Raw genomic sequence first — 11,952 nt, 5'->3', positions numbered from 1 at the left:
TCCGGTTTCAAGGGCGGCGACAAGGATCGAACAGGTCTGAGTGACGTTCAACGCGAAACCTTGTGCGAAAAAGGGTTTTCAACCGGATTTTATGCCGACTTCGGCAAAAACACTCAGTACGGCCGCACAGGTTGTGGGAACGGATCCTTTGACTATCAGAGCGCCAGATCCTCCCGACCCGGCGCCGTCATGGCATCCATACACGAAGTAATTGAAAACCCGGGTAAAGGCCCTGTTCTGGTGCACTGCATGTGGGGTGTTCATTCCTCTGGCGCACTGTCGGCAATGGCGCTTGTTCAGTTTTGCGGTTGGACGGAAGAAAGGGCCAAAGATTATTGGAATGATGCCCGAAACGGGGCACCTTGTTCAGGCGGGTGTGACCAGTGGATTGACTCAAAATTCTCCAAGTTCAGTGTCGACCCAAATCTGAAGATATCCGCCGAACAACGGGCTGCGATTTGCCCTAGATGATCTCCGGAGGACTATTCAAATGAAGTTCCATCTTCTGGGGTCTCTTGCTTTCATTGCACCCACCATCTTGTGGGCAAGCGACGATGTTCAGGGTGAAGCCACGACATTTGATAGTCCCAACGGCGTTACTGAACGCTGTATTCGGATCGAAAAAGTTCCAACGGGCGGGTATAAGAAAAGCGATCTTGAGGAAGAAACAACCTATTGCGAGATTGATTTCTATGCCTCCGAAATTGCTGTTTGCCCAAAAACCTGGAGCACCAGCCCAGGAATGGCCGTCTACGATATTTCGGAAGGACCCTACGCCGGGAACCGTTCCGAATTCGAGAGAAACGCTTGCAAAGAGGGGAAGGCGGCAAAAGATCTGGCAAAGGACAGGGTGGCTAAATTCAAATCCACCATGAACCATAAGGGTACAAGCGGAACGTTTTCAACCTCTTCGCTGCTCTACTACCATTTCTCCAGGTATTTCGACGCGACGGTGAACGTTCCGGTGGCGGTCTGGCGTAGCATGGACGCTCAGGCGCATCTCACCGAGGTCGCAGAGCCCGGCCTTGCGATTTCTGGTGGCTCTCATGGCGGGCGTATGAACCATGAAGGCTGGCGGGTATTCTTGGCTGCGGATGCCGATCCGAACTCGTACCAGCCAACCGATGATCTGTTCACCGCGGATCGAACGCAGATATACGGTGTCCTGCTTGACAGCCCCGGTCATCGCTATGGCTCGGAAATCAACGGCACCCGTAAATCCGGTTGGGGCAAAGGCCAAAACCGCGATTTTCAGGAAACACCCGCCTTCTTGGCCTTGCGGTCTTCAAAACCCTTGCCCGAGGCCATTGCAGAAGGTGTCAGGGAAGGTCGAAAGGATCGGCAGATCAACAAGGATCTCGGCCCCGATGTCAGCGACCAACAGATGGCATTTTGGATGCAAGAACTTACCGAGATTGTTCTGCTCGACTTCATCTTCAGCCAGCAGGACCGCGTAGGAAACATAGACTTCACACCCTATTGGTATTGGGTCGAAGACGGAGACCTGAAGCACAAGAAGGCCAAGCACCATAAGCCAAACCATGGAGATGTTCCAGCCGACGCATTATTGATCCGTCGCAGCAATCTAAACGACAACGATGCTGGTGGGCGTGTCGAATATGCCAACTTTGCGAAATCCACTCAGATGCTGGAGAAAATGCGACACTTTTCTCCACGCACTTACCAGCGCTTGTTTGCTTTGAATAACGACCTTCAAACGCAAGGCCCGATTTATGACTGGTTGTCGCAAAGCTTTGGCCTGTCAGATAGGCAGATTGCGCAAGCCGTTAAAAATACAGCGCTGGCAACGTCCATTCTCCAGAGCAATTGTTCAAAAGGTGTTTTGATGTTCGACTTGGACCCCGTCGCATTCTTTTTGAAAAACGACACCGAGGTAAAGGCTGTGGACTGTAATGACCCGTAAGCGCTCCGTCACCGCGGCGGTGTTGATTTGGTCCGCTCTGCTCACCTGCAAAGCGGCGGCATTGGATGTCATCGTCATATCGGATCTGAATGGAAGCTATGGTTCGGTAAGATACGATGCCCGCGTCGACAAGGCGATTGAAAGGATAATCGAGATTGATCCCGATCTGGTGGTTTCGACCGGAGATATGGTTGCGGGTCAACGCGTTCCCAACTTGTCAGACAAACAGGTCAGAGAGATGTGGAAGGCGTTTCACAAGGAAGTGTCAGACCCGCTTGAGGCTGCCGGAATTCCATTTGCGGTCACGCCGGGAAACCATGATGCCTCTGCCTATCGCGGGTTCGAACGTGAAAGAAAAATATACGCCGAGGAATGGGCGCCGAGAAAACCAGACGTCGATTTCCTGGTTTCGGATGACTATCCGTTCTTCTACGCGTTTGAGATGCAAGGCGTCACGTTTGCGTCTTTGGATGCCACGACCCTTGGGCCGCTATCCGGCGATCAGCAGGACCAACTTGAGGAACTGGGGGCGAATGGAAACCCGATTGTCACTTTCAGTCACCTGCCGCTTTGGCCCTTCGCGATCCAGCGCGAACGCGAAATCATCGGTGACCCGGCACTTGAGAAAATCTACCTGCAAAGCGGGGTCGTTCTGCATCTGTCCGGCCACCATCATGCCTTTTACCCAGGCTGGAAAGACGGTGTGGCTTATGTTTCGCAAGCTTGTTTGGGCGGTGGTCCACGACGGCTGATTGGTGATAATGCCAGATCACCTCACAGCTTCACTCATGTTACGTTCCAGCCGAACGGAGAGTTTGGGATAGCAGTATATCGAGGGCCCAATTTCGAAAGGTCGGTAAACTTCAAGTCGCTCCCGAAAGAGATCAGATCCCCGAATGCGGTGTTGAAACGATTGGACCTTGTGAAATAACTAGAGGTTGAGTTTCAACTCAACTTTTTCGGGGACCAGATCGTTTATCATCTCTTCGATCCGGGCTTCTGAAAGTCCACCCGAAGTAATGAAAAGCAATGAAACGCGAGACTTGCCGGGGACGTGGTGTTTTCTGACCAGCTTCCAGCCGGCGTCTGCGGCCATGGCTTCAATGTCTCCGCTGACGTTCAATGAGTGTTCTTCATCTGAAGCCTTGAGCGAAACTTCCACGCCCTTGTTTCGCCCTCCGAGCCAAATGAAGCACCAACACACAATCGCTACCAGTGTGGCCATTAGTGGCAAGCCCAAACCGACCGCAAGACCAAGAACAGTTACGACTATCATTTCAACGGTGTCTACCGGATCATCAAGATTGGATCGGAACCTGAGCAACGCGCCGATGCCAAAGATAACGAATCCGATCATTGACCCATGTTGAACAACCAGGAATCCAACAGCCATGCCGATAAGCGCATAAAGGAAGAAAAGCCTCGGCATGACCAAGTCGCCGATGCTTCTACGGGCTTTGCGTCTCACCGGATGATAGACGATCAAGCCAGCCAGAATGATCGTGACCACCACATCGAGAGTAAAGAAATACAGTTCCTGTTTGCCGCGAAACTGAGTCCATTGGCGTTCGATCAGAATTTCTGATTCCGAAGCTCCGGCCAGCATCGTTGCAGGATCAATTTGCGACACCGCAGCGCCTGGCAACAGCAGCATCAACAACGCGGTTTTAAACGGGAATGTCGTATTCAGCTTTTCTTCCTTCCTGCTCAGGCCAAGGGCTTAGGCTTCACCACAGGCACATCATGCCCCATTCAATTCAATCGCAACAATCGGGATCAGGTAAAGAGTTCAATGAGCATTCTTCCGACATCGCATCTGAGTTGTGATAAGAACGCGATAAAGGGATGTGTTCCACGGGCGAGAAAACTGAATGGCAGAAAACAAACTGTTTCCGTCAAAACCTGAAATTTCACGGAGCTTCTTTATGCTTAGACGGCTCGCTTTTGCGCCCGGGTTATTGGCGGCGGCCTTCCTGTTATGGGCTGGTCTTGCCCGCGCCGAAAGTGCTGATCTGGTTCTGGTCGATAGGTTCAAGGTCGCAGACAAAACAGAAGGGTTTTCAGAGCCTTCAGGTCTGTCGCTTTCCAGCGCTGAAGGCTTCTTGTGGTCTGTCAGCGATGCCGAACCTAAACTGCACCTACTTGGAATCGACGGGGCATTGGGAAAATCTTTCAAGTTGCCATCACTGAAGGGATCAGACCTCGAGGGTGTCGCTTGGCGAAAAGATGGATCTGTTTTGGTGCTTCAGGAAACTGACCGGTCAATTCTAGTCGTTCACCCAACCGACCCCATTCAACTGACAACGATTCCACTTGCTACTCTCAAGGGTTATTCGGATGCAGCTGAAATGCTCGTCGGCAATCCATTAAACAAAGGGCCTGAGGGCATCACAGTCGATCCGGACACTGGGCGAGTATTCGTGGTCATCGAAGGGAAACCGCGGTTGTTGCTGGTATTGTCGCCAGAGCTGACGGAGATTGAGGAAATCACCCCCTTGGATCGCGAATCTGGTTTTAAGTCTGATCGCGTAAATGACGATGAGCTGGATGTAAGCGGATTGGCTTGGTCTGCGTCCTCAGGTGTACTGTGGATTCTGAGCGACAAAGGGCGCCAGATCTTTTTGTACAATCCCGAGACGAGAACGGCAGAGACAATAGAACTAACTTATATGAAAGACGGCGACCGCAAGGTTGTGAAGCATCCAGAAGGGATCGCCCTGGATGAGCCCAATGGACTTCTCTACATCCTGACAGATGATGCCGAGAAATCGCGACTGTATGTTTTTGATATTCCCGAATTTTGATAGCTAGAAAACGAAGCTCACACCGCCACAATGGTTTCCGCAAGTTGTTGCAGCTTGCTTTGTACGCATCTACCTTGGTCCGCCTCAATCAGAACCGCCGTTGGAGTGTGGCTGGGACTAGGCGACCTTGATCCAGCGCCGGACATTGCGCGGTTAAATTTCATGTTCACGTCATACGTCGCAAAAAGGCTTCAGCCGTCGTGACATGCTTGTTTTTGACCTCTGGCGACATGCGCCCAGCCGTACGGCACATCATCGCCCAACGGGGATTGCCAGCAAGTCTATCTGTGTGTTTCAGGATAAAGCGCCAATAAAGCCCGTCCCAGATATCTGCCCATGGCCCTTTGCCCCAATGGCTCATTTTTCGAATGTAGTTTGAGCCGGAAAAATACGGTTTGGTGGTGATCAACCCGCCATCGGCATGCTGGCTCATCGCGTAGGCATTGGGAACCATCACCCAATCATAGCTGTCGACGAACATTTCCATGAACCAGCGATAGACATGGTCTGGATCAATCTCACACAGAAACATAAATCCTCCCAGTACCATAAGGCGTTCAATGTGGTGGCAATACCCGGTTTCGAGCACCCTTTTGATCGTGTCGTCCAGCGGATCAATACCAGTGGTTCCGTTGTAGAAAGAACGAGGCATAGGGCGGTGATGGCCCCAATGGTTTGTAGTGCGCATCTGCACACCAAGGTTCTCATAGGTAGCACGCATAAACTCGCGCCAGCCAATGATCTGGCGGATGAATCCTTCTACCGAGTTAAGGGGAATGCCCTTGCGATCAGCATGCGCTAGGGCAGCGTCCAAAACTTGCTTAGGCGTCAACAAGCCGATGTTCAAAGCGGGCGTAAGAACGGCATGCCACAGCCAGTTTTCCCCCTCGACAATGGCATCTTCATAGTCGCCAAAGTGTTCGAACCGCCGTTCCAAAAACTGCTCCAGCCAATCGGATGCAGCTTTGTGTGACGTCGGATAAAATAGCGTATCCAGGCTGCCCGATGCATCTGGAAACTCAGCGATAACGCTCGCTTTTGCGGCTTCATCAACTGCGTCATGGGCAGGCCAGTCGATCCAAGGCAGGCTGCTCAACAGCGCCTTGGGCACTTTTTTGCGGTTTTCCTCGTCAAAACTCCATTGTCCCCCGGCCGGTTGGCCGCTGTCCATCAACACGTTCAAACGGCGGCGTTGGCCCTTGTAGAACTCTGCCATGAACCAGCGTTTTCGACCGGCAGACCAATCCAGATTGTCGGCCCGCGTATTCAGAAAACCGGGGGATGGCTGGATATCGAGCGTGATGTCGGTATTGCCAGCCGCTGCCCGAAAACGTCTTTCTGCAATGAAGTCTACTGGATCAACCATGATCACTCGGCTGACACCACGATCACGCAGGTTCTGAAAAAGCCGCAGACATGCACCCGGCTGCCGCTCAAAAGGCCAGATCGCAGCATCAAAGCCCTTGGCGACCAAGCCATCGCGATAGCGCGCCATTGTGGCGCGGTGCAGCCAAAGCTTTTGCTTGTGCATCGTGGCGGGATAATACGCGTCGCCAAAGAACAGCGGGTCTTCGAAAAGCACAACAGTATCGGGCCGGGCGGCCAGTCCCGGGTGTTGGGCAAACAATTGGTTGGGAAGTAAAAGGGCGGCAGTGGACATGGGCTATGGTCTTTGTTGGGTGGCCATGTTCAGTGGGCGTAAGAGCACCGGGATCTTCTTTCGAAGGCCGAAGAACCCGGCCTTCGCATGAGGCCATGTTATAGCGTCGTACGGCCGCATTATCCTGTTCAAAGAAAGGCCTGCGTCTCTCAATACAGGTTCCGCACGATCCAGCCGTGACCGAGTGGGACCGACAGGCGCATAGGCTGTTGCAATGGTCGTAACACCTGCATTCCGTGCTGCCTCGATCAACGTACCACACCAGTCCTCGGTCGATTGCCCGAGTTTTCCGTGGGGTTCCAAGGCGCTGCTCATCGCGCCCTTGGCAAAATCCTGTACAACGTCTCCCAACGGGTTTGGGGATCGACCATGCGTCGCCAAAAGTCCAATCGCGGCAACGGGCGGTGTCGGCATCAATTGATGAGCTGACAGATCATCCTCTGTCAACAGCAACAGATAAGGGCTGTCTGAGGGCAATTGCGGACTTGAAAGGGGAACGAGCGGGTGTTCTACCGGCTCGGTCAGCGGTTCCGCAAATTTGGCCAGGCCTTTCGGTTGAAACCGTCCTTCAGTGTATTTGGCGATGTTGTCAGGGCGCGCGAGGTAAGTTTTGCCTTTCGTGTGCAATCCGCCAACCCAGCGCCAGCTCAGCGTGTTCGATGCGGGATCGCCATCCAGCAAATGTCGCAAAAAGAAATCTGCACCAAGCTGCCAGGGTAAGCGAAGTGTAAAAATCCAGATTGATGCAAACCACATGCGCGCATGGTTATGAAGGTAGCCTGTCGCCATCAGTTCCCGCGCCCAATGGTCGAAACAGTCGATGCCGGTATTGCCGTTCACTGCATCATTGAAACGGGCCTTTAGGCCCTCATCATCCCTTAACCGCTCACAAGCGCTCAGCAAATCCCGCTGATACAGTGACCAGACGCTGGGCCTTTGTTCCAGCCAACCCTTGAAGTACGTGCGCCAAAATACTTCTTGCACGAATTTCTCCGCCGCGTTGAAATTATGCGACGCTAAAACCGTTGCCAGTACTTCTTTCTCCGTTATCAAACGGTGGCGCAGCCAAGGTGACAAACCCGAAACATTGCTGCGACGCTCAGTCCCAAAATCGTAGTTTCGCGCACTTGCGTAATGGCGCCCGGTGCGTCCCACGAACTGCTTCAGCCTTATAAGACCGTTGGTCCTTGTGGGTTTGAAATCAAATGTCTCTTTCGCTTCATCAAGTTCTGAAAACATCTCGATCATGCAGCCGATCTGCATTTTTTTGAGCAGTATTTCACCTCATCCCAAACGTTTTCCCATTTCTTGCGCCAAGTGAACGGGCGCTGGCAGACCGGGCAGACCTTCTGGGGTAAGTCGGCTTTCTTGCGCATCTTCATCACTGATCCTCCAGAGGCAGTCTGAGTTGCTTTTGATTTTGAGACGCCCGCGCGACTTTGCGAGGATTCCGCCGATTCTTTCGGCTGGCGTGTTTTGTCACGATGGCGTGTGCTTCGGAACGAAACTCCGCACTTCGGCGCACGCCCCAAACCCGCTCGCGCGCGGCCTTGGCTGCCGCTAGATGGTCAAAAACACGCTCTGGATAAAGCGTTCCAATGATGTCTTTCGCGTTGTGAGCTTTCCAGGGTTCATGGATATGCTGATCCGCAATTTGGGACAATTCCGGCAACCATGTCCGAATGAACAACCCTTCTGGATCCTGATCATAGCCCTGCTTAACCGGATTATAGATGCGCACGGTATTGATGCCAGTGGTGCCTGATTGCATCTGCACCTGACTCCAGTGAATGCCCGGCTCATAGTCGGTAAACATGCGCGCCAAATGCTCACCCGGGGCCCGCCAATCCAGCCAAAGATGATAACTTGCAGTGGCCATCACCATTGCGCGCATCCGAAAGTTAAGCCAGCCCGTTGCCTGCAATGACCGCATGCATGCGTCCAGAAATGGATATCCCGTTTCTCCGTTGGACCATGCGGTCAAGAGCTGGGCATCTGGCGCTTTCGGTCGAAGACCATCGTAGAGCCGATGCAGATTTTCAAATTCAATCCGGGGTTCATCCTCAAGTTTCTGAATAAAATGGCAATGCCAATGCAAACGGCCCGAAAACGAGCGAAGCGATTTACGCCAATCCTTTGCCTGCGGCGGCAACCGGCGTCTCTGATTTTCAGTAGCTTGCGACACCTCGCGCATCGAAAGCGCACCCCAAGCCAGATAGGGCGACAGCCGCGAACACGCAACGGCCCCCTCCAAGGGGCTGGACATTTCGCGTTGGTATCTTTTGCCACGGTGGGTCAGAAAACTGCTCAGACGTTCCAAACCCACAGCTCGTCCACCGGCTTGACGACCAACACATGTATCATCCCGCAAGCCAAGGTCGCGCCCCGTGGGAATATAGCCTGGTTCTATGTCGATATGCTTAAGCGCAACTGGTGAAGCAACGGGCAAAGCCATAAACCGGTCCCAACGTTCCGCCCAGCCATCGCGAGACCTGAGCCTGCGAAGAACGCCATGGTTTTGTACTTCGTGCCACCGCACGCCGTGGTCCCTGCACCATGCAGCAACCTGACGGTCCCGCTGATAAGTCCAATTGTTTCCTGTTTCTTCATGTGACCAAAGTACGTCTATCAGACCACGATCTTTTAACTTGGAAAGGACCGCCAAAATTTGTCCCGTGCGCACAATGAGTGGTTGTCCCAGTTTCCCAAGGTCATCACGCAACTCAGCGATTGTCTCAGCAACAAAGTTCCACTGCCGTGTTGACGCGTCAGGTTGCTGCCAAAGCTCAGGTTCAACCACATAGAGTGGCAGAACTGGCCCGACCTCAGACGCTTGCGCCAGTGCCGGATGATCATTTACCCGTAAATCCCGTTTGAACCAGACGACCTGCACGATACCTCCGTTTTCAAGGTTTGTACGCATGGCCACTAGAAATGGATCTATGTTCCAGTCTTCCTCACATTCCGCTGTGACGTGGTTTTTGCAGAGAAGCCATTGGCCTTCGGTACATGAATGTCGGAAGCGTTCGCGAACCCACCGAAAGCACGTGGCCAGAAGAAAAAGACCCCGACAAAGGTGACACTGTTGAGTTTTCGCTCTGAGCCTTAAACCACCAAAAAAGGAGCGGGTTAGCCCATCTCTGTCTTATTTGAATTTCTGATTTCTGAGTAAAGGATAAAGAGACCAGCCCGTCGATTTGAACGTTACCAGGCACGGTTGGCAACGGACCTCAGAGCATCCGCCCCGAAAGCTCTGTAAACGCAAGAGGGAGGTATTCAAACGGGACCATCTTGTTTGCGCATCGAAGGCAGTAAGCTTGACTTATGCGGTATCAAGCCCCGTGGATCATGAGCTGCGCCAACCGCTGAGCTTGTGAGATTGCCGTAGTGATCTTCTGGTGGGGCAACTTTTCAGTGCCTTTCGACAAACAGCGAGGGATCTACAAACCCCTCACTTTATTCAATAAAATTTCCCGCACGCCTGCAATTCGGGCGACGCAATCGCTAAAATTTGGCTAGCATCATCACCAGTTGCGGCCTCATAACGCATCTGTATGTCACTGCTGAACCCTCGTTTCTTAGGTATCTGCGCTAAGTCTTGCAACGGGACGGATGAAGCCCACAAGACGAGGTCAAACAAAATGGACAAAACGGACAAAGCTGAGGTTGCGCTCACATCTGATGACGCCGCAACCCATCATTCGTTTGCTACGGTTTATTACGACGGATCTTGCCCGCTTTGCTCCGTTGAGATCGAACACTATGCCTCCTGCGAGGGCGCTGAACGCCTGAGGTTTGTCGACGTTTCCAAATCCAATGTTCGAATTGATGAAGATCTAACGCGGCAAGAAGCTATGGATCGTTTCACTGTACGTCGACCAGACGGAGAACTAGTATCTGGTGCACGCGCGTTTACGGAACTGTGGGGCACTTTACCTAAATGGCGTTGGCTGGCACGGGTGGCAAGCTTGCCGGGGATAACGGCTTTGCTAGAGCTTGCATATCGGTGCTTCCTGCCACTAAGACCGATGCTTTCGAGGATCGCGTCTTGGGTCGGAGCGAAGTCGACTAACGAGACAGGTTCGTCGACATGATCAATCTGGGCGATGGTTATTTCAATGGCTGGTTTGGCTCGTAAAACGGGGGCTCGAACCCGCACTTGGCAACACTCGCATTATACTCGCGCTTTGTTTTGGGTTGGTCACGCATATCGGTGCCGCGGGTTCTGCTATTGCTCGGTTTGCTGGGTTAGGGAGGATAGGGGTCGTTCAGATGACATACTTTGCAAGAAGCGTCTTTACAGGCAGCGAGGCACTCAATCGCGTGGCCAATAAGAACATCCCCCCAATCTTTCGCTGAAGGTAAAGAATATCCATTGGCATTGGGGGCGGGATATACCCGGCCCGGGCCAAGGCCATGCCTTCCTTGTTCAGGTGGTTGGAGAGCGTTCGGTCAGAAAAATCAAATTCATTCGCGGATAGGATTGCGTCGAAGACACTGCGGATCATTCCGAGGATCCGGTCGTCGAACGGGCCATCACCTTCAACAAGCTTCAATTGGATGGCAGCGTTACGAAGCTCTTCTTCATCTTCCCGCAGGCCAGCACGCAGCAGATGCATATACCCATCAATTGCCAATGGTTGCAGGGCTCGGGCCGCGCCAAAATCCAAGAGGCTGATCTTCCCATTTGACGGGTTGTATCGGTAATTGGCAAAATTTGGATCGCTTTGCATGATACCGAACTCGAAAACCTCGCGCAGCGTCAGATCGACCAAGGCTTCTGAGACTCGATTGCGTTCCTCTCTGGTCGCATCACTCACGGTCTCGATAGGGCGACCTTCCAGAAAGGACATCGTTAGAACCTCGGGAGTGCTCCAATCCGGAAAGAACTCCGGAATTTCGAAGGCTTCATCACCCTGCAAGAGGTCAGCAAAGTGGCGCATGTGCCGCCCCTCGCGTTCATAATCCGTTTCTTCATGTAATTGACTGCGCGCCTCTTGGATATACGGCCCCAGATCAAAGCTTTTGGGAAGTAGACCGGACATTCGAACCAGCGCGGCCACATTGGCAACATCGCTGTCGATACTGCGAGCGATACCGGGATATTGCACTTTGATCGCCACATCACGCCCGTCTTTCAAAGTTGCACGATGTACTTGCCCGATACTCGCCGCCGCAATGGGCCTTACATTGAACGTTTTGAAGGATTTGCGCCAATCTGTACCCCAGTTTCGGTTCAGGACGTCACGCAATTGCTTCGGTGGCATGAAATGCGCCTGATCCCGCAAACGTGCCATGATGTCAGCCAGCTCAGGTGGCAAGGCCTCGCCTGCATCCATCGAAATCAGCTGACCCACCTTCATCGCCGCCCCTCGCATGCGCGAAAGCTGATCCGCGATCCGTGTCACGTTACCTGGGGTCATCAACAAACCACGCATATCGGGTCGCGCACCGCGACCGATCTCTCGAAGGGCGCGCACTGCCACGTTTCCTGCAATGCCTGCCGTCATGCTGCTTAAACCGGCAACACGGACCAAACGGCTTGTAGGAACTGCCAAAGAGGT

10 protein-coding genes and 1 pseudogene are annotated in these 11,952 nt (G+C 53.0%); 4 read left to right on the top strand and 7 right to left on the bottom strand.

Annotation, left to right across the window (positions count from 1 at the left end; all coding sequences use genetic code 11):
- Window positions 1-490 precede the first annotated feature (490 nt).
- Together GOW60_RS17920 and GOW60_RS17915 are read left to right on the top strand one after the other, a co-directional pair.
- Entirely contained in the window at window positions 491-1,924 is a 1,434-nt protein-coding gene (locus GOW60_RS17920; protein ID WP_171230339.1) for a hypothetical protein, read from the top strand.
- Entirely contained in the window at window positions 1,914-2,855 is a 942-nt protein-coding gene (locus tag GOW60_RS17915) for a metallophosphoesterase (protein ID WP_171230338.1), read from the top strand. Before GOW60_RS17920 ends, GOW60_RS17915 begins: the two co-directional genes overlap by 11 nt.
- Here the strand turns inward: GOW60_RS17915 and GOW60_RS17910 are convergent, their stop codons facing one another.
- Window positions 2,856-3,578, bottom strand: a complete 723-nt coding sequence (locus GOW60_RS17910) for a hypothetical protein (RefSeq protein ID WP_152456651.1) — start codon at window positions 3,576-3,578, stop codon at window positions 2,856-2,858. It lies immediately after the preceding gene.
- Window positions 3,579-3,795: 217 nt separating this feature from the next.
- Between GOW60_RS17910 and GOW60_RS17905 the strand changes: the two genes are divergently transcribed.
- Window positions 3,796-4,728, top strand: coding sequence for an SdiA-regulated domain-containing protein (locus GOW60_RS17905; RefSeq protein ID WP_171230337.1), 933 nt, complete (start codon window positions 3,796-3,798; stop codon window positions 4,726-4,728).
- 166 nt (window positions 4,729-4,894) lie between these two features.
- Here the strand turns inward: GOW60_RS17905 and GOW60_RS17900 are convergent, their stop codons facing one another.
- From GOW60_RS17900 to GOW60_RS21205, 5 genes and pseudogenes are all read right to left on the bottom strand, one after another.
- Window positions 4,895-6,388 (bottom strand): cryptochrome/photolyase family protein, encoded by a 1,494-nt coding sequence (locus tag GOW60_RS17900; RefSeq protein WP_171230336.1) that lies wholly within the window; start codon window positions 6,386-6,388, stop codon window positions 4,895-4,897.
- A 3-nt stretch (window positions 6,389-6,391) separates the two neighbouring features.
- Window positions 6,392-7,636 carry an FAD-binding domain-containing protein gene (locus GOW60_RS17895; protein ID WP_171230335.1) on the bottom strand — a complete coding sequence of 415 codons (1,245 nt, stop codon included), beginning with the start codon at window positions 7,634-7,636 and terminating at the stop codon, window positions 6,392-6,394.
- A complete protein-coding gene (locus GOW60_RS17890) occupies window positions 7,633-7,764 on the bottom strand; it encodes a DUF2256 domain-containing protein (RefSeq protein WP_371809425.1) in 132 nt (43 codons plus the stop codon). Before GOW60_RS17890 ends, GOW60_RS17895 begins: the two co-directional genes overlap by 4 nt.
- A 5-nt stretch (window positions 7,765-7,769) precedes the next feature.
- On the bottom strand, window positions 7,770-8,843 hold the full coding sequence (locus tag GOW60_RS17885; protein ID WP_254444021.1) for an FAD-binding domain-containing protein: 1,074 nt from the start codon (window positions 8,841-8,843) through the stop codon (window positions 7,770-7,772).
- 111 nt (window positions 8,844-8,954) lie between these two features.
- Window positions 8,955-9,311: pseudogene (locus GOW60_RS21205) on the bottom strand (deoxyribodipyrimidine photo-lyase); the annotation flags it as partial.
- Between the two features lie 631 nt (window positions 9,312-9,942).
- Here GOW60_RS21205 and GOW60_RS17880 point away from each other — a divergent pair.
- Entirely contained in the window at window positions 9,943-10,482 is a 540-nt protein-coding gene (locus GOW60_RS17880; protein WP_371813381.1) for a thiol-disulfide oxidoreductase DCC family protein, read from the top strand.
- A gap of 174 nt (window positions 10,483-10,656) precedes the next feature.
- On the opposite strand, the gene GOW60_RS17875 is transcribed toward GOW60_RS17880, so the two are convergent.
- Window positions 10,657-11,751: an ABC1 kinase family protein gene (locus tag GOW60_RS17875; protein ID WP_371813384.1), complete on the bottom strand. Its 1,095-nt coding sequence runs from the start codon at window positions 11,749-11,751 to the stop codon at window positions 10,657-10,659.
- Window positions 11,752-11,952 lie beyond the last annotated feature (201 nt).

Source organism: Ruegeria sp. HKCCA4008, assembly GCF_013033125.1.
GTDB lineage: Bacteria > Pseudomonadota > Alphaproteobacteria > Rhodobacterales > Rhodobacteraceae > Ruegeria.
Note: the sequence above shows the minus strand (reverse complement) of the source record. Positions and strands in the feature narration are given on the sequence as shown.

What these genes read in the sequence shown, in the direction of transcription:
- GOW60_RS17875 (WP_371813384.1), bottom strand. Translation starts at nt 11,751, where the DNA reads ATGAAGGTGGGTCAGCTGATTTCGATGGATGCAGGCGAGGCCTTGCCA.
- GOW60_RS17905 (WP_171230337.1), top strand. Translation starts at nt 3,796, where the DNA reads ATGGCAGAAAACAAACTGTTTCCGTCAAAACCTGAAATTTCACGGAGC.
- GOW60_RS17880 (WP_371813381.1), top strand. Translation starts at nt 9,943, where the DNA reads ATGTCACTGCTGAACCCTCGTTTCTTAGGTATCTGCGCTAAGTCTTGC.
- GOW60_RS17915 (WP_171230338.1), top strand. Translation starts at nt 1,914, where the DNA reads ATGACCCGTAAGCGCTCCGTCACCGCGGCGGTGTTGATTTGGTCCGCT.
- GOW60_RS17895 (WP_171230335.1), bottom strand. Translation starts at nt 7,636, where the DNA reads ATGATCGAGATGTTTTCAGAACTTGATGAAGCGAAAGAGACATTTGAT.
- GOW60_RS17900 (WP_171230336.1), bottom strand. Translation starts at nt 6,388, where the DNA reads ATGTCCACTGCCGCCCTTTTACTTCCCAACCAATTGTTTGCCCAACAC.
- GOW60_RS17890 (WP_371809425.1), bottom strand. Translation starts at nt 7,764, where the DNA reads ATGCGCAAGAAAGCCGACTTACCCCAGAAGGTCTGCCCGGTCTGCCAG.
- GOW60_RS17885 (WP_254444021.1), bottom strand. Translation starts at nt 8,843, where the DNA reads ATGGCTTTGCCCGTTGCTTCACCAGTTGCGCTTAAGCATATCGACATA.
- GOW60_RS17910 (WP_152456651.1), bottom strand. Translation starts at nt 3,578, where the DNA reads ATGCTGCTGTTGCCAGGCGCTGCGGTGTCGCAAATTGATCCTGCAACG.
- GOW60_RS17920 (WP_171230339.1), top strand. Translation starts at nt 491, where the DNA reads ATGAAGTTCCATCTTCTGGGGTCTCTTGCTTTCATTGCACCCACCATC.